18 protein-coding genes are annotated in these 22,673 nt (G+C 69.6%); 9 read left to right on the top strand and 9 right to left on the bottom strand.

What is annotated here, in order from left to right:
• Positions 1-64 precede the first annotated feature (64 nt).
• Entirely contained in the window at positions 65-3,805 is a 3,741-nt protein-coding gene (locus ACTIFS_RS11025; protein ID WP_439574137.1) for a hypothetical protein, read from the bottom strand.
• 382 nt (positions 3,806-4,187) lie between these two features.
• On the opposite strand from ACTIFS_RS11025, the gene ACTIFS_RS11020 reads away from it, so the two are divergent.
• Together ACTIFS_RS11020 and serA are read left to right on the top strand one after the other, a co-directional pair.
• Complete coding sequence (locus ACTIFS_RS11020; RefSeq protein ID WP_439574136.1) at positions 4,188-4,634, top strand: MerR family transcriptional regulator; 447 nt, start codon at positions 4,188-4,190, stop codon at positions 4,632-4,634.
• Positions 4,635-4,830: 196 nt separating this feature from the next.
• Positions 4,831-6,078: a phosphoglycerate dehydrogenase gene (gene serA, locus ACTIFS_RS11015; protein ID WP_439574135.1), complete on the top strand. Its 1,248-nt coding sequence runs from the start codon at positions 4,831-4,833 to the stop codon at positions 6,076-6,078.
• A gap of 9 nt (positions 6,079-6,087) precedes the next feature.
• On the opposite strand, the gene ACTIFS_RS11010 is transcribed toward serA, so the two are convergent.
• Both ACTIFS_RS11010 and ACTIFS_RS11005 read right to left on the bottom strand, forming a co-directional pair.
• Entirely contained in the window at positions 6,088-7,068 is a 981-nt protein-coding gene (locus ACTIFS_RS11010) for a GNAT family N-acetyltransferase (protein WP_439574134.1), read from the bottom strand.
• Between the two features lie 136 nt (positions 7,069-7,204).
• Positions 7,205-7,528 (bottom strand): hypothetical protein, encoded by a 324-nt coding sequence (locus tag ACTIFS_RS11005; protein ID WP_439574133.1) that lies wholly within the window; start codon positions 7,526-7,528, stop codon positions 7,205-7,207.
• Positions 7,529-7,708: 180 nt separating this feature from the next.
• Here ACTIFS_RS11005 and ACTIFS_RS11000 point away from each other — a divergent pair, with 180 nt between their 5' ends.
• Positions 7,709-8,419 carry a hypothetical protein gene (locus ACTIFS_RS11000; protein WP_439574132.1) on the top strand — a complete coding sequence of 237 codons (711 nt, stop codon included), beginning with the start codon at positions 7,709-7,711 and terminating at the stop codon, positions 8,417-8,419.
• 70 nt (positions 8,420-8,489) lie between these two features.
• On the opposite strand, the gene ACTIFS_RS10995 is transcribed toward ACTIFS_RS11000, so the two are convergent.
• The 4 genes from ACTIFS_RS10995 to ACTIFS_RS10980 form a co-directional block, all read right to left on the bottom strand.
• Entirely contained in the window at positions 8,490-9,989 is a 1,500-nt protein-coding gene (locus ACTIFS_RS10995) for a phosphomannomutase/phosphoglucomutase (protein WP_439574131.1), read from the bottom strand.
• Positions 9,990-10,151: 162 nt separating this feature from the next.
• The gene (locus ACTIFS_RS10990; RefSeq protein ID WP_439574130.1) at positions 10,152-10,376 is read right to left on the bottom strand and encodes a hypothetical protein; all 225 of its coding nucleotides are present in this window, start codon (positions 10,374-10,376) and stop codon (positions 10,152-10,154) included.
• A 138-nt stretch (positions 10,377-10,514) separates the two neighbouring features.
• Positions 10,515-11,153: a response regulator transcription factor gene (locus ACTIFS_RS10985; protein ID WP_439574129.1), complete on the bottom strand. Its 639-nt coding sequence runs from the start codon at positions 11,151-11,153 to the stop codon at positions 10,515-10,517.
• 123 nt (positions 11,154-11,276) lie between these two features.
• Positions 11,277-12,200 carry a DMT family transporter gene (locus ACTIFS_RS10980; RefSeq protein ID WP_439574128.1) on the bottom strand — a complete coding sequence of 308 codons (924 nt, stop codon included), beginning with the start codon at positions 12,198-12,200 and terminating at the stop codon, positions 11,277-11,279.
• Positions 12,201-12,408: 208 nt separating this feature from the next.
• On the opposite strand from ACTIFS_RS10980, the gene ACTIFS_RS10975 reads away from it, so the two are divergent.
• Entirely contained in the window at positions 12,409-13,224 is an 816-nt protein-coding gene (locus ACTIFS_RS10975; RefSeq protein WP_439574127.1) for a chromate resistance protein ChrB domain-containing protein, read from the top strand.
• Complete coding sequence (chrA, locus tag ACTIFS_RS10970) at positions 13,221-14,537, top strand: chromate efflux transporter (RefSeq protein WP_439574126.1); 1,317 nt, start codon at positions 13,221-13,223, stop codon at positions 14,535-14,537. Before ACTIFS_RS10975 ends, chrA begins: the two co-directional genes overlap by 4 nt.
• Before the next feature lie 3 nt (positions 14,538-14,540).
• On the opposite strand, the gene ACTIFS_RS10965 is transcribed toward chrA, so the two are convergent.
• Complete coding sequence (locus ACTIFS_RS10965; protein WP_439574125.1) at positions 14,541-15,722, bottom strand: penicillin-binding protein activator; 1,182 nt, start codon at positions 15,720-15,722, stop codon at positions 14,541-14,543.
• Between the two features lie 226 nt (positions 15,723-15,948).
• Here ACTIFS_RS10965 and rsmI point away from each other — a divergent pair, with 226 nt between their 5' ends.
• From rsmI to ACTIFS_RS10945, 4 genes are all read left to right on the top strand, one after another.
• On the top strand, positions 15,949-16,899 hold the full coding sequence (gene rsmI, locus ACTIFS_RS10960) for a 16S rRNA (cytidine(1402)-2'-O)-methyltransferase (RefSeq protein ID WP_439574124.1): 951 nt from the start codon (positions 15,949-15,951) through the stop codon (positions 16,897-16,899).
• 1 nt (position 16,900) lies between these two features.
• Positions 16,901-17,296 (top strand): YraN family protein, encoded by a 396-nt coding sequence (locus tag ACTIFS_RS10955; RefSeq protein WP_439574123.1) that lies wholly within the window; start codon positions 16,901-16,903, stop codon positions 17,294-17,296.
• Between the two features lie 12 nt (positions 17,297-17,308).
• Complete coding sequence (gshB, locus tag ACTIFS_RS10950; RefSeq protein ID WP_439574122.1) at positions 17,309-18,253, top strand: glutathione synthase; 945 nt, start codon at positions 17,309-17,311, stop codon at positions 18,251-18,253.
• 86 nt (positions 18,254-18,339) lie between these two features.
• The gene (locus ACTIFS_RS10945; protein ID WP_439574121.1) at positions 18,340-19,875 is read left to right on the top strand and encodes a YifB family Mg chelatase-like AAA ATPase; all 1,536 of its coding nucleotides are present in this window, start codon (positions 18,340-18,342) and stop codon (positions 19,873-19,875) included.
• A 48-nt stretch (positions 19,876-19,923) separates the two neighbouring features.
• Here ACTIFS_RS10945 and ACTIFS_RS10940 read toward each other — a convergent pair whose 3' ends face one another.
• Positions 19,924-22,485: a sensor domain-containing protein gene (locus tag ACTIFS_RS10940; protein WP_439574120.1), complete on the bottom strand. Its 2,562-nt coding sequence runs from the start codon at positions 22,483-22,485 to the stop codon at positions 19,924-19,926.
• Positions 22,486-22,673: the final 188 nt, after the last annotated feature.

Raw genomic sequence — 22,673 nt, 5'->3', positions numbered from 1 at the left:
GGGCTGCGCGAGCCCTGTCAACCGCGCGTGCAGGGCGCGTCGCCGAAGCCAGCCGTCCGTAGCGTCAACGCTGGTTGGACTGGGCGCGCCGGGGCGTCTGGCGGGCGGGGCGGGCCGGCTCGTCGGCCCAGGCCGCCGGCGTGGCGACGCGGACGGCCGTCTCCGGTTCCGGCTTTGCCGTGAAGGTCTGCACGGCGAGGCGCGCGGCGGCCAGCGTCTGGGCGTCGATGCGGCCGGCCACCTCGTCGCGCTTCTTGGCCGCATCCTGATCGCCACCGAGGGCCGCCAGCGAGAACCACTTGTAGCTCTCCGCCAGGCTCTGATCGACGCCGAGGCCGCGGCCGTAGAGGATGCCGAGATTATACTGGCTGTCGGTCACGCCATGGTCGGAGGCGCGGCGGAACCACTGGGCCGCGGTGCGGTAGTCCGGACGGTTGCCGCCATGCTGGCCCTGCGCATGCATGACCGCCAGATTGTGCATGGCCTTGCCGTTGCCGGCCTCGGCGGCGCGCTCGTAGAGGCGGCGGGCGCGCTCGAAATCGCGCAGCACGCCGGTTCCCTTTTCGTAGAGGCTTCCGAGCCGGTACTGGGCGGGCACGATGCCGGCATCGGCGGCGCGCTGATACCAGCGTGCGGCCTCCTGGGCATTGACCGGCACGCCGCGGCCTTCGAGGTGCCGCGTTCCCATTTCGAAGGCAGCCTGCGGATCGCCCTTGTCGGCCGCTTCGCGCAGGGCGGGCGGAACCGACGTGCCGGCGCGCTGGCCGCCGCCGACCGGCTGCCAGCCCGTGGCGGACACGGCCGAGCCGGGCGGAGCGAGCGGCTGGCGCGGGCTGACGGTGCCGGTCGTGGCAGGTGCGGCTGCCGGATCGGCGGCCCCCGAGCCGTCCGGCTGCGCGGGCGGCGGGTCCATGGCCGGAACCGGCGTGACGGCGGGAGGCGGGTCACCTGTCGCGGCGCCGCCTGAGGCGGGGGCGGCCAGCGCGGGATCCTGCGCCGGAGGCGCGACGGCCGATGCTGCCGGATCGGCGGACGAAGGCGGCGTGGCAGCCGGTGCAACGTGCTGGATGGCGGGCGTCGGGGCGGGCGGCGCGCCGCGCAGCTTGGGCAGGGCGGTGACCCCGGCCGCCAGCAGCAGCAGGGCCGCGGCAAGACCCATCAGGATGGTGCGACGGTTGGCATTGAGGCGGGCGGCGAGGCTCCTGCCGGCGCCCTCCCCGTCCTCGGCGGCATCGGCGGCGGGCGGCTCGATCGGGCGGTCGACGGCGATCGGCGGCGGAGCCGGGCGCATCTCGGCATCGACGGGGGAAGCGGACCTGCCTGAGGCTGCCGGTCCGGACGCGATCCGGGCCTGCGGGCTGCGCTCCGGACGCTGGACGGCACTGGCGATCCGGGCCTCGACGGCCGTTTCCCCCTGGCCACGGCCGGCGCCGCGCAGGCGCGCGAACAGCGAGGGGCGTTCCGCAACGTCCGGCGCCGGGCTCTCGTCCGGCCCCGCGGCGGCCGCTGCCTTGGCGGCGCGGCGGGCGGCGGCGATGAAGTCGGTCTTGGTGCCGGGCGCCTGGCCGGAGCCGGGCTGCGGCGGGCGCAGGCGCGGGCTGCCGAGGCCGGGTTCGAGCGGTTCATCCACGCTGCCGGGCGCACGGTCCGGCGGCAGGCGGCGCGAAACCGGGGACGCCGCACGCTCGGCGACGACCGGGGCCATTGCGGCATGGGCGGCGGCCGCTGGCTCGCGGGCGGGCGGGGCAACGATCTCGGCGGCCTGCAGCGGCGCGGCCGGCGCCATGGACGGCTGGGAGGGCGGCGCCTCGATCTCGGCAATGCGCCGCACCACCCGGTCGAGGGTCTCGCGGACCACCTCGGTCGGCTGCGGGTCGGGCACCCGCCCGCGCGCGGTGGCGCGATCGGCCAGATCGGCCACGGCTCCGCGTGCGGCCCGCTCGGCGGCGTCGATGGCGCTCGCGCGCATCTCTTCCATCTGGACGAAGATGTCCGACAGGCCCTGCTCGATGGTACCGAGCTGGACGAAGCGTGCGTCGGCGGCGTCGATCTTGGTGGCGAGCGCCAGCAGGTGCCGCTCGATATCGGCGAGCGCGCCGGCATCGTCCGGCCGGGCATGGCTTGCCTCGAGCCGATCGGTCAGACGGCGCAGGGCCTCCTCGAGCTGCGGGCTGGCGGCAGGGCCGCGGTCAGCCTGCGGGGCGCGGTGGGTGCTCTCCAGGCGGCTCGCAATCTCCTCGATCCGCTGTTCGATGGCGGCTGCGAAAGCCTCCACGCCGGCCCCTGACAGGGCCTCCCGGTCGGCGTCGTGACGGGTGGCCGCCAGATCCTCGATGCGGCCCGCCAGCATGGCGATCCGGTCGGACAGCGCATCCACCGCATCGCGGGTGACGGTTCCGGCGAGCATCGCCCGCAGCGACCCGATCTGGTCCGAGAGATGCGCGATCGCATCACCGTCGGTGCTGCGCGCGCCGCTCAGCATGTCGAGCCGCGCCGACAGCGAACGAAGCTCCTCGGCAATGCCCTCCGCCGGCATCAGGCTGGCAACGGTGCGCTCGAATTCCGCGACGAGCTGGCCGATGGGGCCTGCGGACAGGCCCTCCGAACGGAACGTGTCGAGCCGGCCGGCCAGGGCATGGATCTCGGCCTCGAGCGATTCGACCGCCCGGCGCGGCGCCAGGTGCCCAAGCTCGCCGGCAATGGCGGCAATGTCGGCCCGCAATCCGGCAAGGGCTGCGGTCTCGCGCCGCTCGCCGCCGCTGGCCATCTCGGCGCGCATCTGCTCGATGCGGCCGGAGAGCGCCGACAGTTCGCGCGCAAGGCCGTCATCGGCCGGGCGATCGATCGCCTCGACGCGCTGCGACAGCCGGCGGATCTCGCCAAGAATCTGGTCACGGCCGGGATCCGTGTCGGCCGGCCGGTCGAGGTCCTCGATCCGCTGCGACAGACGGCGAATCTCGCCGAGGATCTGGTTGCGGCCCGGGTCTGATTCGGGCTGGCGCGGCGCCGGACGCGCCAGCACGCCCTCGATCTGCCGCGACAACTGATCGATCCGGTCCGATATGGGCCCGAAATCCGGTGGCGGTGCGGATGTCCGCACAGGCGGGGCGGCCGCCGCCTCATGGCGCGGCGGCGGCGGCGCCGACGGTTCGGCAAAACCGGGAAACTGCCCTGTCTCCAGCGCACGTCTGCGGGCGGCGATCTCGGCGACCGTGGCGTCGATGTCGCGGACAAGGCTGCGCGGCCGCGCGGGCTCGGCATGCTGGTCCTGTGCGGGGCCGGTGGCATGGTCGAGGTCGCGAATGGACCGGGCGATCTCCTCGAGCCGCGCCTGCGCCTCCGCCCGTGCGGACTGGGCGGGGGAGAGGGCGGGCGGCATCGGCGGCGCCATGGCGGGCGAAGCGGCGAAGGACGCGGCGGCGGGTGGCGGCGGGCGGCTGCCCAGCTTCTCCACCGCCTCGATGGCGGCCTGCGAGCGGCGCTCGGACAGTTCGGCGAGCCTTGCCACGGCGTCGAGGGCGCGGACGATCTCGCCCGTCTCGGGCGCGGGCAGGCGTGTGCGGGGAATGGCGGTGTCGCCCTGCCTGCGGGTCGCCTGGTCGAGGCGCTGGGTAATCTCGTCGAGCCGGCGCGTCACCGAGGCAAGGCCCGCCTCGGCCTCCGCCTCGCGCTGCACCGCCTGGTCGGCGATCATGGCATTCAGCCATTCGCCCAGCGACATTCCAGAGCGCCGGGCCGCATCCTTTGCGGCCTCCCGGGCGTCCTGATCGACGCCTTTCACGCTCCAGGGGACGGTGTGTCGCATCACGGTTCCACACGCTGCTCAGATTGTCCGGAACGCAACCGCCCGTTGCTGGCAAGGGGCCGTTGGCCGGGGGCATCCTGCTTGGCGAATCCTCACCTTGCTTCGCGGACGCTCCGGACTCGCAATCTTGGCAATCATGGTAAAGGGACGGTTAACGGCCCGGAACTTTATTAACTTTGGTTCCAGTCCGTTAACTGGTAGTCTCGCAACGTGTGTTCGCCGGGCATGCAACCGAACGGCTGTCCGGTTTGTCCTAACGGTAACTAACATGCCGAAGCCGGGGTCACCCTCCCCAGACGCCCCCGACTTCCGATATGAGGCCGACCATCCCGAGGTTTCCTCGCCAGCGAGGGTGGAGTAGGATATGGAACGGAAGGCATTGATGACCCGGAAGAACGACGAAGACGTCTTTTGGATCGAGGACGACGCGGAAGCCGCCAAGGCCGGCCCCGCCGTCTACACGATCGGCGACCTCGCTCGTGAGTTCGACGTGACGCTGCGGGCCCTGCGCTTCTACGAGGACAAGGGCCTGCTGTCGCCGCGCCGCGATGGTCTGGCGCGTCTCTACAGCCCGAACGACCGGATTCGCCTGCAACTGATCCTGAAGGGCAAGCGGCTTGGCTTCACCCTGGCCGAGATCGCCGAGATGATCGAGGCGCATGAGCGGCAGGACGGCGGGGCCGAGCATCAGCTCAAGCTGTCCCGCGAGAAGTGCCTGGAGCAGATCGCGCATCTCGAGCAGCAGAAGCGCGAGATCGAGGAAGCGATTCTCGAGCTGCGCCGCACCCACGACACGATCTCCCAGATGATCGGCCAGACGAAGGCCTGATACCCTTCTCGCCTTTCCTGATCACGCCCCATCGCCTCCGTCGTCCGGCGGAGGCTGATTCGTTCGTGCATGCGAGGGGATGTCGCAGGCGGCAAGCCGTCGCGGGGCCGAGCGCCCTTGCGGCGGCTTGCGTTTGTTCCTATGCCCGCGTCTCGCGCGCCGGGCCGCTGCCGGCGTCATGACCGAAGGCCACCCCATGACCGTCGCCCTGTCCCTGCCGAAGGACCGCATCCGCATCCTGCTGCTGGAAGGCATTTCCGACACGGCGACCGCCGCGCTTGTCCAGGCCGGCTACACCAATATCGAGCGGCTGCCCACGGCGCTCGATGGCGAGGCGCTGGCGAAGGCGCTCCGGGGCGTGCACCTGCTCGGGATCCGGTCGCGCACGCAGATCACCGCCGCGGCGCTGGCGGCCGCCGACCGTCTGATCGCCATCGGCTGCTTCTCGGTCGGCACCAACCAGGTCGATCTCGTCGCCGCCAACCGCGCCGGCGTGCCGGTGTTCAACGCGCCCTTCTCCAACACCCGCAGCGTCGCCGAACTGACCATTGCCGAAATCGTCATGCTCATGCGCCGCATCTTCCCGAAATCGGTGAAGGCCCATGCCGGCCAGTGGGACAAGTCGGCGGCGGCCAGCTACGAGATCCGCGGCAAGACGCTCGGCATCGTCGGCTATGGCAATATCGGTTCGCAGCTTGCCATGCTGGCCGAGGCCATGGGCATGCGCGTCATCTATTACGACCACACCGACAAGCTGCGCCACGGCAATGTCGAGCCGTCGGACGATCTCATGGACCTGCTGGCGCGCGCCGACGTGGTCTCCCTGCACCTGCCGGAAACGCCCGCCACGCAGGGCCTGATCGGTGCCCGCGAGATCGCCGCGATGAAGCAGGGCGCCTATCTGATCAACAATGCCCGCGGCACCATACTCGATCTCGACGCGCTGGCCGACGCGCTGCGTTCGGGCCACCTGCGCGGCGCGGCGGTCGATGTCTTTCCCGTCGAGCCGTCCTCCAATGCCGACCGTTTCGTGACCCCCCTGCAGGGGCTGGACAACGTGATCCTGTCACCGCATGTCGGCGGCTCCACGGAGGAGGCGCAGGAGCGCATCGGCGCGGAGGTTGCCCGCAAGTTCGTCGATTATTCCGATGGCGGCTCCACCTGGGGCGCCGTGAACTTCCCGCAGGTGCAATTGCCGGTCCGCCCGGCCGGGACCCGCTTCATCCAGGTCCAGCGCAACCTGCCGGGCGAGCTTCGCCGCCTCAACGACGTCTTCGCCGAGCGCAGCATCAACATCGCCGCGCAGTACTACCAGACCGACGGCGAGGTCGGTTACGTCGTCCTGGACGCCGACGGCCGGGTGGAAGAGGCCGATGCCATTCTCGAGCAGATCCGCGGCCTGCCGGGAACGGTGCGCGCCCGGCTGCTCTATCGGGGCGGCTGAGGGCCGGCGTCAGGCCGCGTGGCGCTCGGCCGAGGCGCCGAAATGGCCGATATAGCGCGGGTTGATTGAAGAGACCGGCAGCACGATCAGGACGTCCGTGGTGCCGAACTGGTGGTCGACCACCGCCCCGTCACCGACATGGGCGCCAAGCCGCAGGTAGCCCTTGATGAGCGGCGGCAGGGCATGCAGCGCCTTCTTCATGTCGATGGCGTCGCGCGACAGCCGACCCATTTCGACATGCCGGGCGGGCACCGGTCCGGCCGACCATTCCGCCGGCGCGCGGGCATTGTGGTGCAGGAAGGACAGTTCCAGCGACAGGGTCTTCGGGTCGGTGCCCTCAAGGCTGGCGCAGCCGAACATCACGTCGATCCGGTGGCTGAGCACATAGGTCCAGATCCCGTGCCAGAGCAGTTCGACCGTGCGCTTGTTGCGATAGGCCGGCAGGACGCAGGACCGTCCGAGCTCCAGGAAGCGCAGCCCGCGATGGCGCGACAGCAGGCCCTCGATGGCAAACTCGCCCGTCGTGTAGAAGCCGCCGTGACGGTCGGCCACCTCCTGGCGGAGCAGGCGGTAGGTGCCGACGATGGCCGGGCGCGGCATGCCGAAGGCCGGCTTCTCCATCACCGCATGGTCGATGACCACCAGATGGTCGCAGATCGCGTCGAACGGATCGATGTCCCGGCGGGCGAGCTTGGAGGGGGCATCGGCAATGGCCCGCATCTCCTCGTAGAACACGCGCCAGCGCAGCTTCTGCGCCCGCCGCACCTCCGCGGCATTGGCGGCCAGCCTGACCTCGAGCGAGCCGATGCGGCCGAGCGTGCGCGGCAGCGAAACGTCCTGCTGGCGCAGGCTGAGACCGCCATAGGCCCGCATCATCGGGATGATCCGGCGGCCCTGGTCGGCCCAGACGGCCGGATTGAAATGCCAGGCGAAAGGCTGGGCGCTTGCACGCGCGGCCCGGTCAACGCTCTGTGCTGCGCCTTCGGCCATCTGCCCCTCCCACACACCCCCGTCGCGAATCGGACGGGCAGCGATGTGACCGTCGTCGCGCAATCGGCAGACAGCGCAATGACGGTCCCGCGACGGATCAATGACGATGAGCAGATAGGCGCAATGGGCCGGTTTGTCAGCCGGCTGCGGTTGTCGCAGTGGCTGCTGGGGCAGAAACCAGAGCCGCGACCGGAACAGCCGCAGCCACCTCCTGCGCAGGCTTCTCGGAGCGGCGGGCGGCGTTCAGCTCGAACAGATAGGCGTTGGTCGCGTCCATCATGGAGCGCGAGGCCTCGGCAAGGCCGGCCAGCACCCGCGACTTCTGGACATCGCTGAGCCCGCTCTCGCGCACCGCCGACCCGAATGAGGCGAAGCCGGAGGTGATGGTCCTCAGGAGCTCGAGCTCCTTCAGTCCGTTCGGGCGCGTGGCGCCTTCGGTCGCAGCGGCAAGTTCACCCACGGCAGGCCCCCCAAGGTCCGGTTCGCCGGAAGGCTTGCACGGCATGGTTAACGAGTGGTGAAGACGCGCTCGTCCAAGTCCGGGGAATTGGACACAAGAGGCTGCAACGCGCCGCAATGCCCGGTCCGGCAGCGGATCGCTAGCGTCATCCCATCGAAACCACAGCCATGGGAGCTGACGATGATCACCGAGAAGACTGTTGCAAAGTGCACCGCCGGAGCGATCATTCTGGCTGGATTTGTCGCCCTCGGCGGCCTGTTCGGACCTGTTGCAGCCATGGCGGATGCAAGGCCCCCGGCGTCCGCATCGACGACCCCCTCCATCCCCCAGGTCGCCGACCCTGCTCCGGCCATCGACCACAGCGAGCTCAGGCGCGCGTTTCTGACCGAAATGCAGACGGAATGCGTGAAAGTCGCTCAGGCGCGGGGCGCGCCAGCTTCGATCGCAGTCGCCTTCTGCGGCTGCCTGACCCAACATGCCGCAACGCTTCCGTCCGCCGAACTCGAACAGATCGCCGCTGATCCCACGATCCTTGAACCCCAGATTCGGGTCTGCCGGGCTCAAGTGACCGCACCGGCTCAAGCATCAGATGCAACGCCCCCGGCGTCCGCATCGACGACCCCCTCCATCCCCCAGGTCGCCGACCCTGCTCCGGCCACCTTCTACAGCGAGTTCACGCGCTCGTTTTATACCGAAATGCAGAGGGAATGTACGGAAAGTCTTCAGGCGGGCGGCACGCAAGTGTCCGTCGCAATGGCCTTCTGCGGTTGCATGACCCGGCATGTTTCAACGCTTTCGTTCGCCGAAATCGTACGGATCGGTTTTGATCCCACGATCCTTGAACCGCAAGTTCGGGTCTGCGTGGCCCAGGTGACCGAGCCCGCTCAATAAGCGCGGAACACAGGACTGGCGCAGCTGGAAGCAGCTGCGCCTTTCACGTTTTACTGTGAGGACGGGCGGATCAGATCGTCTGGTTGTAGGCGCCGACTTCCGGATTCTCGCGCAGGACGGCGTCCACGCCCCTGAACATCTCGTGCATCCGGGCTTCCGAGACCGGGCTCTCGACCACCACGACCAGTTCCGGCTTGTTGGAGGAGGCCCGCACCAGCCCCCACGTGCCATCGGGCGCGGTGATCCGCACGCCATTGACGGTGACAAGGGAGGCGATCGGCTGGCCCGCCACCTCCTCGCCCGTCGCCTGGATCGCCTCGAAGCGCTTCACGACACGCTCCACCACCTCGTATTTCACCTCGTCGGCACATTTCGGCGACATGGTGGGCGAGCCCCAGGTCTTCGGCACCTCGGCGTAGAGCTCCGCCATGGAGCGGTCGGGATTGCGGTCGAGCATGTCGAGCACGGCGATCGCGGTGACGACGCCGTCGTCATAGCCGCGGCCGACCGGCGCGTTGAAGAAGAAGTGTCCGGATTTCTCGAAGCCGGCGAGCGCATTCAGGTCGCGCACCCGGCGCTTGATGTAGGAATGGCCGGTCTTCCAGTAGTCGGTTTTCGCACCCAGCCGCTTCAGTTCCGGGTCGGTTTCGAACAGGCCCGTGGACTTCACGTCGACCACGAACTGAGAGGGTCCGTGGACGCGCGCCAGGTCACGCGCCAGCATGACGCCGATCTTGTCGGCGAAGATCTCCTCGCCATGGTTGTCGACCACGCCGCAGCGGTCGCCGTCGCCATCGAAGCCGAGGCCGACATCGGCGCCGTGCTCCTTCACCGCATCCGCCATGGCATGAAGCATCTTCATGTCCTCGGGATTGGGATTGTAGCGGGGGAAGGAATGGTCGAGCTCGGCATCGAGCGGGATGACCTCGACACCCAGCTTCTCGAGGATCTGCGGGGCGAACGCGCCTGCCGTGCCGTTGCCGCAGGCCGCCACGACCCTCAGCTTGCGCGTCACCTTCGGACGTTCGGTGAGATCGCGGATGTAGCGGGCGGCGAAATTCTCGACGAACAGGTAGGAGCCGCCGCCGATCAGGTCGAAATCGGCCTCGAGCACGATCTTTTTCAGCGCCCCCATCTCGTCGGGGCCGAAAGTGACGGGTCGCTGCGCGCCCATCTTCACGCCGGTCCAGCCATTGTCGTTGTGGCTGGCCGTGACCATGGCCACGCAGGCCACGTCCAGCTCGAACTGGGCGAAATAGGCCATGGGCGACATGGCAAGGCCGATGTCGCGCACCTTGCAGCCGGCCGCCATCAGTCCGGTGACGAGCGCCATCTTGATGGAGGCCGAGTAGCCGCGGAAATCATGCCCGACGACGATCTCGCGCTTCACCCCCATGCGGCCGATCAGCGTGCCGAGGCCCATGCCGACGGCCTGCACGCCCATCAGGTTCAACTCCTCGCCGAAGAACCAGCGGGCGTCGTATTCGCGGAAGCCGGTCGGCTTCACCATCGGCAGCGACTCATAGGCCGCGGTATTGGGCTTCAGACTGGCGACGGGTTTGGGAAACATGCGTCGGCGGGCTCTCTTCAGGTGGCGGCGGGCGGCCGGCGGACAGGTGTCCGACCACCGACGATCGAGGCAAGGCCCATGCCACCGCGCGCATGAACATCCGATGACCGGATGCGCCCGGGCAGGGCCGGGGCGGAACGGCTGCGAGGCGGGGCGTCTGGTTCAGGCCGCGCGCTGGAGCGGTGGCGCGATGACGTGGCGCGACAGCACCCAGGGGGCTTCCTCCAGCGTCATGATGCGGACTTCGGGCACATGGCTGAAAATCGAACGCACATGGTCCTCGATCGGGACGAGAGCCCCCGACGCCGTCCTCAAGGTCAGGCGATCGGTGACAACCTCCAGCACGTCGCCGTGCAGGCGCGCATAGATGACGGGTTCCTCGGACATGGACGGCCTCGTTCGTCGCGGGAATGCAGGCAAAGCACCCACGAACGGCCCCTCATGAACCGGGTCGTTCGCCATACACTGCGAAGCTTACGGGGCTCCATAAGCCCCGATCAACCCCGACCTCGGGATGAGGTCGGCTCACCGCCCCTGCGGCCGACGCTCGTCATAGATGACCCGGACCAGATCGGCGGCATTGCGTGCGCCGAGCTTCTCCATAATGCGGGCCCGGTGGACCTCGATCGTGCGCGGCGAAATGCCGAGGCTGCGCCCCGCCTCCTTGTTGGAGGCCCCGCGCACCAGCTCCTGCAGCACGTCGCGCTCGCGCGGCGTCAGCAGGCTTGCCCCTTCCGGGCCGAGGGCGGCCACCGGGTCGGAGCTTGCCGCCCGCTGGCGCCCATGGGAGGCCACCGCCTGACGAACCTGGAGCACCACCTTGTCGGAATCGAAAGGTTTGGCGATGAGATCGATGGCGCCGGCCTTGATGGCGGCCACCGCCATGGGGATGTCGGCATGGGCGGACATCATGACGACCGGGCCTTCGAAGCGGCGGGCGGCAAGCTGGCGCAGCACCTCGAAGCCTCCCGGCCCCGGCAGGCGCACGTCGAGCAGGATCACGTCCGGCAGGCGATGCTGAACGGCCTGGAGCAAGCCCGGACCATCGGACAGCGCCACGACACCGAAGCCCTGCATCTCGAACAGCAGGGCCAGCGCCTCACGGACCGGCGCATCATCGTCGACGATGAAGATTTCGAGCGAAGGGCCGGTCGGGATGGACACGTCTGACGCCCTTCTTCAGGTCATCCGGTGTTCGTCAACAGTCAGCGGGCTGTCATGCTGCCCGAAGGGTTTCCACCGACCCCTCAGGAATTATACGTATGTGACAAATTGCCCGTCAAACTGTCAGGCGGCGCGACCGACCACCCGCTCGCGATAGAGCAGATAAAGTCCGGAGGCGATGACGATGCCAGCGCCGGCGAGCGTGTTGGCGGCCGGCACCTGGGCGAAGACCAGCCAGCCGAGCGTCACCATCCAGACGATCTGGGAATAGATGAACGGGGCCAGGATGCCGGCCGGCGCATAGCCATGCGCGATGATCAGCAACCAGTGGCCGAAAGCGCCGAGTGCGCCGATGGCGATCATCCCGGCAACCACCCAGACGCTGTCCGGCGTCACCCAGACCATGGGCACCAGCGCGGTCGCGACGATGGCCCCGAAGGCGACCGAATAGATGGAGGTGGTGGCGGCCGAGTCCTGCCCGGCCAGCAGCCGCGTCAGCAGGTTGTAGACGGCATAGCAGCAGGCGCCGACCATCGACAGCAGCATGGCCCAGTGGATGGCCCCGCCCCACGGCCGCGTGACGACAAGCACGCCGATGAAGCCGACGATCACCGCCGCCCAGCGGCGCGGGCCGATCCATTCGCCCAGGAAAGGGCCCGACAGGATCGCCACCAGGAATGGCGTGGCGAACATGATCGAGACGGTCTGGTCGAGTTGCAGATGCTGGAGAGCGAAGAAATTGAGCGCGGTGGAGCCGAACAGCAGCGCCGAGCGGATGGCCTGGATCCATGGCCGGCGGGTGACCAGCACACCGCGGTTCTGCCAGGGATTGAAGATGATGAGCACCATGATCAGCGCGGTCGTGTAGCGGGTCCACACGACCTGGATCGGGTCCATGTGCGAACCGAGCCACTTGGCGAGCGCATCGAGACAGGCAAAGCAGGCCAGCGCCGCGCACATCAGGCCGATGCCCTTGAGGCGGTTGCGGGCAGCTGCCTGCGCGGCGTCGGTCGTCGCGGCGGCCGGCCGCGCGGCGGGGGCATCCAAGGCCTTGTCTCCCGTGCTCTTCGGTCCTCTCTAGCCGATTTGGCCGCCCGGCAGGTCCCTGCCCCCGCATGGGAGCCGTGCGGGCTTGCCTGCGGCCGGAGGCGGTGACATAGACGGAGCTACGGGGCCGATGACGGTCGCCCCGTCAGGACTTCGGCCTCGCCGGGACCCAAGCACCGTCTCCGACCGCCATGCGGTGGAGGCTCGCTTGTCAGAACGCCCCTTTTCTATCACTCCCGATCAGCTTGCCGCGCATCTCGGCACGCCGCACTGGCCCCAGGTCATCGACGTGCGCGCCGCCGACATCCGCGCAACCCAGCCGGACCTGCCGGCCTCCCGCTGGGTCGACAGCCCCGACCCGGCCGGCTGGGCCGCCGGCCTCGATCCTGCCCGCCCCGTGGTCGTCGCCTGCAAGGCCGCGCTCAATCGCAGCCAGCGCGCGGTTGCGGCGCTGCGCGCGGGAGGGATCCCGGCCATGGTGCTTGAGGGGGGCTCCAACGCCTGGGCCGCCGCCGGCCATCCAGTGCTGCCGCGCGCCGCCGCCCATGCCTTTGGCGGCCCCGGCCGTATCTGGGTGACGCGCAGGCGTCCGAAGATCGACCGCGTCGCCTGCCCCTGGCTGATCCGCCGTTTCCTCGACCCCGACGCGGTGTTTCTGTTCGTCGATCCACCGCAGGTGCTGGAGGTCGCGGCCGATGTCGGCGGCATCGCCTTCGATACGCCCGGCGCACCGATCGAGCACGACGGGCCGCGCTGCTCGTTCGATACGCTTCTCCAGGCTGTCGGCCTTGACGGCTTCGCGCCGCTGACGGCCCTTGCCACCATCGTGCGCGCGGCCGATACCGACGATCTGGCATTGAGCCCTCAGGCTGCGGGCTACCTCGCCGCCTCGCTCGGCCTGTCGGCCCTGTCGGGCGACGACGACCGGGCTATGGTACGTCATGGATCCGTCGTGCTGGATGGGCTCTACACCTGGATCATCCGCGCCCGCGCGGAAACCCACAGCTGGACCCACCGCGCATGACCGCCATCGACCGCCCCGCCGATGCCACAGGACAGGTGCCGTTCTCGGAGGCGCTGGCCGTCTGGTTCAAGGTCGGCTTCCTGTCGTTCGGCGGCGCCGCCGGCCAGATCGCCATGCTCCACACCATCGCGGTGGAGGAGAAGAAGTGGCTGGACGAGAAGCGCTTCCTGCACGCGCTCAACTACTGCACCCTGCTGCCGGGCCCGGAGGCGCAGCAGCTTGCCACCTATATCGGCTGGCTCCTGCACGGGGTGCGGGGAGGCCTGGCCGCCGGCCTGCTCTTCGTGCTGCCGGGCGCGCTCATCGTGCTCGGGCTTTCGATGCTCTATGTCCTCGCCGCCGGTGTGCCGGTGGTCGAGGGCATCTTCTTCGGCATCAAGGCGGCGGTGCTGGTCATCGTCGCCAATGCCGTGGTCAAGATCGCCCGGCGCGTCGGCCATTCGCCGGTGATCTACGCGATCATCGCCGGCTCCTTCCTCGCCATCTTCGCCTTCGCCGTGCCCTATCCGCTGGTCGTGATCGCCGCGGCGCTGGCCGGCGTCCTGCTCCTGCCCGCAAGGCCCGACGACGAGCCGCCCCCGCCGCCCCGGCCGGGGCGCCTGCGCGAAAGCCTCACGGCGGCAGCGATATGGGGCGCCATCTGGTGGGCTCCCGTGCTGGCGGCCGCCTTGCTGCTTGGCCCCACGCATATCCTCACCCAGATCGGCCTGTTCTTCTCGCAGCTGGCCGTCGTGACCTTCGGCGGCGCCTATGCGCTGCTCGTCTGGCTCGCCCAGGCGGCGGTCGAGCAGAAAGCCTGGGTCACGGCGGCGGAAATGGCCGACGGCCTCGGGCTTGCCGAGACCAAGCCGGGGCCGACCATCCTTGTCACCCAGTTCGTCGGCTTCCTGGCCGCCTGGCGCCTGCCCGAGCCCTTCGCGCCGATGACCGCCGCCATTCTCGGCGCGGCCATGACCACCTGGGTCACCTTTGCCCCGTCATTCCTGTGGATCTTCGCGGGTGCGCCCTATGTCGAGAACCTGCGCCACAACCGGCGCCTGGCCGCCGCCCTGCAGGGCATCACGGCGGCGGTGGTCGGCGTGATTCTCTATCTGGCGGTCTGGTTCGCGCTGCACGTCTTCTTCGGACGGGTCGGCGCAGCCGCGTTCGGCCCCGTGAGGCTGCCGACGGTCGACGTCATAGCCCTGGACTGGAAGGCCGCAGGGCTTGCAGCCATCGCCTTCCTGCTCGCCTTCCGGGCGAAACTGACCGTCGTGCCGCTGGTCGCCATCATGGCGGCGCTTGGGGTTGCCGTCAGGCTGACGCTCCCCTGACGGTCACGAGCCCGCGAAGGTGCGCGGCGCCGGGCTGACCACCCGGCCGCCGGCCTGGATCACGGCCAGGCCGCGCTGCGGCGAGCCATCGGCGCGGAAGCGGAACAGCCCGTCGACACCGTTGAAGCCGGACGAATTGGTCAGCACGGCCTCGGAGAAGCGCTGCGAACCCTGGGTGCGGACGAGCGCGGCGATCAGCGAGACCGAGTCGTAGGCCAGCGAGGTGATGCGTGCCGGGTCCGAGCCGAAGCGGGCGCGATAGCGGCCGGCATAGCTCTGGAAACCGGCCTCGTCCGGCGCCGAATAGAGCGCGGTCGGCGCCGCCTGCGCGGCGGCCCGGTTTCCGACCCAGGGGCCGACGCCGAGCACCTGCACGCGGCGGGTATCGATGCCCGCGCTCGAAAGGGCACGGATAGCGGCACCGTCATAGGGGTCCGGCACGAAAATGGCGTCGATCTGGCCGGAAATGCCCGACATGCGCGAGGCCGCGGCCGTCACGCCGTTGGGGTCGAGCGGGAACTTCTCGATGGCGACGACCCGGCCACCCGAGCGGCTGACAGCCTCCTGGAAGGCCCCCTGCACCACCTGGCCGAAGGCCGATTCCGGCACGAAGGCGGCATAGGAGCGCTTGCCGGTCTGCGCCGCGTGCTGGACGATCCGGTCCACCGTGTTCTGCGGCGTGAAGCTCATCAGATAGACGCCGCGGGCAGCGACGCTGGTGTCGGTCGAATAGGCGATGATCGGCCGACCGGCGGGCCGGGCGACAGCGGCGGCACCACGCACGGCATCGGCGAGCAGCGGGCCGAGGAACATCTCGGCGCCCTCCTGCAGGGCCGCCTGCGCGGCGGCCTGGGCACCGGCGGCGCTGCCGCCGTCATCCTTGACCAGGATGGTGATGTCGGGGCCCTGGAACTCGGCGACCGCCATTTCGGCGGCGTTGCGCAACTGGGTGGCGGTGTTGCCGGCCGCGCCGCCTGCCGACAGGGGCAGCAGCATGGCGATCTTGACCGAACCGGTTCCGATGGTCGAACCGGGAGCAGCCGTCGCCTGCGCGCCCACGGGCGAGGGCAGCGGCGATCCGGCACCGGGCAGGGTGGTTCCCGAGCAGCCCGCGAGCGCAAGCCCGGCACCGCCGAGAAGAAAGGTCCGTACGGACAGAAGCGGCCCGCCGGTTCTGAGGTCCACGCCGTGCCGTCCGTCTGCCGTTCTCGTCATCTCGGAAGACCTCCACTGCCCAGAACGCCCCGCCCCGGACCCGAATAGCCGCGTCGGTGTGCCAAGGTCAAACCAGCAGAACCGGAATTTGTGGCCGAATCGCAACACGGACGCTGTGGATATCATGGTCCCAGCCGCCGGTGGACGCTACTTGGTGCTACCGCCTAGTCTGTCTCAGGTCATCCGAAGTCAGCCCATGCCCCACCGCCCGGACCCCCGGTCCATCCTGGCCACGCCGGCCGCAGGCGAGAGCCCGGCCGCACCCTCCCGGCGCTATGCGCTGGGGGGGACGACCTTCACGGCCCGGCAGCCGGAGCCGGGCCTGCACGTCGTCGCCACGCCGATCGGAAACCTGCGCGACATCACCATCCGCGCCATCGAAACGCTGGCGGCGGCGGATGTCGTCGCCTGCGAGGACACGCGGATGACGCGGCGGCTGGTCGACCATTTCGCCCTGTCGGCAAAGCTGGTGCCCTATCACGAGCACAATGCCGCCGAGATGCGTCCGAAGCTGCTCGCCCGGCTCGCCGCCGGAGAGGCGGTGGCGCTGGTCTCCGATGCCGGCACGCCGCTGGTGTCCGATCCCGGCTTCAAGCTGGTCGAGGCGGCACGCGAGGCCGGTCACGCCGTGATCCCGGTCCCCGGCCCCTCGGCCCTGCTCGCCGCCCTGGTGGCCGCCGGCCTGCCGACCGACGCCTTCTTCTTCGACGGGTTCCTGCCGCCCAGGAGCGCCGGCCGCCGCCAGCGCGCCGCCGTGCTGGCCGCCGTGCCGGGGTCGCTCGTCGTCTTCGAGACGGGTCCCCGTCTTGCCGCATCGCTCGCCGACCTCGCCGCGGTGCTCGGCCCGCGCGAGGCCGCGGTCTGCCGGGAACTGACCAAGGCGCACGAGGAGGTCCGCCGAGGCCGGCTTGATGCGCTGGCCGGTCACTACGCCGAGGCCGGAGCCCCGAAGGGCGAGATCGTGCTGGTCATCGGCCCGCCCCAACCCGCCGCCCCGCCCGACGAGGCGGATATCGATGCCCGGCTCATTCACGCGCTGGAAACGGCTTCGGTGAAGGATGCTGCGGCGGCCGTCGCCGAGGCGACGGGCCTCGCGCGCCGCGATCTCTACCAGCGGGCGCTTGTCCTCGCCCGCCGCGAGGACTGAGATGGCCCGGCGGCAGGCGGCACGGCGCGAGGCCGACCCGAAGCGCTCGGCCGCCTGGGGACGTGGCCGGCTGGCGGAACTGGCGGCGGCTGCGCTGCTCCTGCTGAAAGGCTATCGCATCCTGGCGCGGCGCTGGCGGGCACCGGGCGCCGAGATCGACCTGATCGCCCGGCGGGGGGCGACGCTCGTCTTCGTCGAGGTGAAGGCGCGGGCGGCAAGCGCCGATGCCGACCTTGCCCTGACACGCGCCCAACGCCTGCGGATCGCGCGTGCGGCGGAGTTCTGGTGCGCCCGGCATCCCCGCCATGCGGCAGGCGACAGGCGCTACGACCTCGTGCTGGTATCGCGCGGCGGCTGGCCGCGCCATATAGAGGGCGCGTTCGACGCCGACAGTTGAAAGGAATGCCCCATGCGCCTCAAGGTCGCGGTCCAGACGGACCCGATGGATTCCATCAAGATCGTCGGCGATTCGGGCTTTGCCCTGATGCTGGAGGCGCAGGCGCGCAGCCACGACCTGCACTTCTATCACCCCGACAGCATGGCCCTGGAGGACGGCGTCGTGACCGCCCTGGTCTACCCGCTGGCGGTTCGCGACGTCGCCGGTGACCATTTCACCCTTGGCGAAGGCCGGCGCGAACGACTGGAAGGCTTCGACGTGGTGCTGATGCGGCAGGACCCGCCCTTCGACCTGCACTACATCACCGCCACCCACTTCCTCGAGCGCATCCATCCGCGGACCCTGGTGGTCAACGATCCTTTCCAGGTGCGCAATGCGCCGGAGAAGATCCTCGTCACCACCTTCCCGCAGCTGATGCCCGCAACCCTGGTGACCCGCGACTTCGCCGCAATCCGCGCCTTCCGGAAGGACAAGGGCGACATCGTCATGAAGCCGCTCTACGGCCATGGCGGCGCCGGCGTGTTCCGCATCCGCAAGGATGACGAGAATTTCGGCTCGTTCCTCGACACATTCGCAGCGCTGACCCGCGAGCCCTGGGTCATCCAGCAATATCTGCCGGCGGTGCGCGACGGCGACAAGCGCATCCTGCTCGTGGACGGCGAGTTTGCAGGCGCGGTCAACCGCGTGCCGGCACCCGACGACCTGCGCTCCAACATGGTGCGCGGCGGCGCGGCCGAGACCACCGAGATTTCGGCGCGCGAGCGCGAGATCTGCGAGACCATCGGACCGACGCTGAAGGAGCGCGGCATCATCCTGGCCGGCATCGACGTGATCGGTGGCAACCTCACCGAGATCAATGTCACCGCCCCGACCGGCATCCGGGCCATCCGGCGTCTCGGCGGGCCGGACATTGCCGGGCGTGTGTGGGACGTGATCGAGGCGAAGCGGCGCGGCTGACCCCCAACCGGCGACGGGGCCCGCCTCCGGATGTTCCCTTATTGTTCCGACCTCCGGAACGTGCAGACTGCACGCGGGGGTGGTCCATGGTCCAGCGCGTTGCAACCGTCGCTTTCGAGGGCATCGAGGCCAAGGCCGTGGATGTCCAGGTCCACGTCCTGTCCGGACAGGTGGTGTTCTCGATTGTCGGCCTGCCCGACAAGGCGGTGAGCGAGGCGCGCGAACGCGTGCGCTCCGCCCTTGTCGCCTCGGGGCTGGCCCTGCCGGGCAAGCGCATCACGGTCAATCTGGCGCCCGCCGATCTTCCGAAGGAAGGGTCGCATTTCGACCTGCCCATCGCGCTCGGCCTGATGGCGGCGATCGGCGCGATCCCGCCGGATGCACTGGCCGGCTTCGTGGTGCTGGGGGAACTGGCGCTCGACGGGCGCATCACGCCGGTTGCCGGCGTCCTGCCCGCGGCCATGGCGGCCAATGCCATGGGCAAGGGTGTGATCTGCCCGGCGGCCTGCGGGCCGGAGGCGGCCTGGGCAGGCGAGGATGTCGAGGTTCTGGCGCCCGACAGCCTGCTGCAACTGGTCAACCACTTCCGCGGCACGCAGGTGCTCTCGCGGCCGGTGCCCGGTATCCGCCGGGCCGGCGGCACCGATTCCGACCTCAAGGACATCCGCGGCCAGGAGAGCGCCCGGCGCGCGCTTGAAATCGCGGCGGCCGGCGGCCACGCCCTGCTGATGAACGGGCCTCCCGGCGCGGGCAAGTCCATGCTGGCAAGCCGGATGCCCTCCATCCTGCCGCCGCTCGCTCCGGCCGAACTGCTGGAAGTCTCGATGATCCATTCGGTGGCCGGCGAACTGGAAGGCGGACAGCTCACCACCCGCCGGCCGTTTCGCAATCCCCACCACTCGGCCTCCATGGCAGCCCTGGTCGGCGGCGGCCTGCGGGTCCGTCCCGGCGAGGTCTCGCTCGCCCATCATGGCGTGCTGTTCCTGGACGAACTGCCCGAGTTCCAGCCGCAGGTTCTGGACGGCCTGCGCCAGCCGCTGGAATCCGGCGAGGCGGTAATCGCGCGCGCCAACCAGCGCGTCAGCTTCCCGGCCCGCTTCCAGCTGGTCGCGGCGATGAACCCGTGCCGCTGCGGCCATGCCACCGAACCGGGATTTGCCTGCAGGCGCATGCCCAACGAGCGCTGCATGGCCGACTACCAGGCAAGGCTGTCCGGCCCGCTGATCGACCGCATGGACCTCGTCATCGAAGTGCCGTCGGTCTCGGCCGCCGACCTGATGCTGCCCGCCCCGCGCGAGGGCAGCGCCGAAGTCGCCGAGCGTGTCGCGCGCGCGCGCGCCATGCAGCGGGATCGCTATGCAGCGCTCGGCCTCGACGCGCGTCTGAATGCCAGGGCGCCGCCGTCGGCGCTCGATCTGGTGGCGGAACCGGATGCGGCGGGGCGGGCCCTCCTCGGCCAGGCTGCCGAGGCCATGCGCCTCAGTGCCCGCGGCTATCACCGGGTGCTCAAGGTTGCCCGCACCATCGCCGATCTCGATGGCGCGGCCCAGGTCGGCCGCATTCACCTCGCCGAGGCCCTGAGCTACAGGGGAACGCCGGACCGGGTAAACCGCGCGGCCTGACGGGCGCCGGGGGGGATTGTCTTGTCGACCGCGACCGATGCGCGCCGGTCAGACCCCGATCGGCGCCGCCCCGTAGTCGGCATCGGCTTGCAGCCCGTCATCCGGCTCAAGCGGAGCCAGAGGCGGCGAGGCCTGCCGCACGGGCGCCGCCGGCAACGGCGCCGGTGCGGCGACGACCTGGCGCTCGATGGCGCTTGCCACGAGCGGTGCGGCCTCGGGCGCCACCGGACGGGCAAAGACGAAGCCCTGGACGAGGTCGCAGCCGAGTTCGGCGAGAACGCGAACCTCCGACTGGCGCTCGGCGCCTTCCGCGACAACGGTCAGGCCGAGGCCGCGCGACAGCGCGATGATGCCACCGAGCAGCTTGCGCTTCTCCGGCCGCGTCGCCACGCCCTCGACGAAGGAGCGGTCGACCTTGAGACGGTCGAAGGGCAGGCGGGTGAGGTAGCCGAGCGAGGAATAGCCGGACCCGAAATCGTCGAGTGCCAGCCGCACCCCGAGCCCGACCAGCGCCGACAGCGTGCGGTTCAGCCTGTGTTCGGAATGGTCGAGGAACAGGCTCTCGGTCAGTTCGAGGCACAGGAGGTTGGGCGGCAGGCCGGTCTCGGCCAGAACCGCGGAGACCGCCGTCTCGAAATCCATGTTCCAGAACTGAGCCGGCGAAACGTTGACCGATACGGTTCGCGTCGGATAGCCTTGGTCGAGCCAGGACCGGGCCTGGCGGCACGATTCCCGCAGCACCCACAGGCCGAGATCGACGATCAGGCCGGAGCTTTCCGCCACCGGGATGAATTCCGCCGGCGAGATTGGCCCACGCTCGGGATGGTTCCACCGCAGCAGCGATTCAAAGCCGACCACCTTGTTGGTCGCGAGCTCCACCTGCGCCTGGTAGTGGGCGTGAAGGGTGCCGGCATCGACCGCGTGGCGCAGATGACGGCCAAGGTCCAGGCGCTGCTCCACCGCCTGGGCATAGGCGGGCGCGAACACCATGGCGCGGCCGCGGCCGGCCTCCTTGGCCATGTAGAGGGCGAGGTCGGCGTTGCGCATGGCGTCATCCACCGTCGAACCATCTTCCGGCAGGTTGGCGACACCGACCGTGGCGCCGACAAAGGCCTCGCCATTGGCAAGATCGATCGGACCGGTCAGTGCCTCGACGATGGTCTCGCCCAGTTCCAGCATGTCCTGGCCGGCATCGCCGCGTTGGGGAATGACGGCAAACTCGTCGCCGCCGAGACGGGCGATGAAGGCCTGCGGGCCCAATGCATCGCGCAGGCGGATCGCAACGCGCGTCAGCAATTCGTCGCCGGCGGCATGACCGAGCGAATCATTGACCTCCTTGAACCGGTCGAGGTCGATCAGCATGAGCGAGGAGGCCGTGCCCTGCCGGAAGCAGGCATCGAGCACCGAGGCGAGCTGCCGCTTGAACAGCGCCCTGTTGGCAAGGCCCGTCAGCGGGTCGCTGTAGGCCAGTTCCTCAAGCTGCCGCTGGGTCTCCTTGCGCTCGGTGATGTCCTGCATCGTGCCGATCACGCCGGCCACGGCGCCGTCGCACATCTCGGCCTTGCAGGTGATGGCGAAGTCGGCGGCCCGGCCGTCCGCACGCATCACACGGACATCGAGCGATTCCGTCCCGCCGGTGCGCATCACGCGCTTCTGCGCTGCGATGAGACGCTCGCCGCTGTCGTCGAGGAAGCGGGCGAGGACATTCTCGTGGGTGGTGTCGAAGGTCTCGCGGTCCAGGCCGACCAGCGCGAAGACCTCCGGCGCCCACAGGACGCGCGGTTCGCCGAGCCGGTATGACCAGGTCCCGATCTTGCCCATGCGCTGGGCCTCGCGCAGCGCATCGGTCCGCTGGTCCAGCAGGGCCTGAGTCTCGCGCAGCGTGCTGATATCCGTCGCCGTGCCGCGATAGCCGACAAAGCTCCCCGACGGATCGAACACCGGCTTGCCGCTGGACCGGACCGTCCGGCCGACGCCATCGGCGAACCGGACCGTGTAGACGAAGTCACGGAAGGATTGGTGCGCCTCGACATCCCGGCGGTGCTGCTCCATGCGCTCGCGGTCCTGCGGCACGACCGGGAGATCCCAGCGGCGCATGCCCACCACCCGCAACTCGCGAACAACCGTGCCCTCGGAGGAATCGATCCGGGTTTCCCGGAACCTGTGCTGCTCGTCCGTTTCCCAGCACCAGTCCGAGGCCGTGCTGACGAAATCGGCGAGCCGCTGCTCGCTCTGGGCCAGCCGCGCGAGGGCAGCCGTCTCGTCGGTCACATCGCGGACGATGCCCGACACCTGGACCACGCGGCCATATTCGTCACGCTCGGCCTCGCCATGCACGGCATAGTCGAGGATCGCATCGTTCTCGCCGCGGAAGCGGCCTCGCACGACATAGGGCTGCCCATCCGTCCAGCACCTGACAAGATTGCGGGCAAGCTCGGCGGGAGCATCGTCCAGATAGCCCCTGCGCACGGCCTCGAAAGTCACCCGCCCCTCTTCGGTCGGCAGGCGATACATCAGGGCCAGTTCCGGCGATATCCACAGCGTTCCGCTGTCGCGCTCGTCGCACCGCCAGTAGCCCATGCGGGCAATTTTCAAGGCGCGCGCGAGCAATCCGGCTTCCGCGCTCCGCAGCGCTGGACGCCTCCGATCCTCCTGCCGCCCGGTCGAAGGCTTGATGCCCGTCATGTTTCCGTGACCAAATGCCCAAAGACCATTGTCCCGGCTGCGCATTAGCAACTGGTTACGGCGCCGGCCCTCCAAGGTCAGAATCCGCGTTCAGAAAGAACACATTCGCGAGA

The sequence above is a fragment of the Phreatobacter sp. genome (assembly GCF_051860605.1).
In the GTDB taxonomy this organism is placed as follows: domain Bacteria; phylum Pseudomonadota; class Alphaproteobacteria; order Rhizobiales; family Phreatobacteraceae; genus Phreatobacter.
Note: the sequence above shows the minus strand (reverse complement) of the source record. Positions and strands in the feature narration are given on the sequence as shown.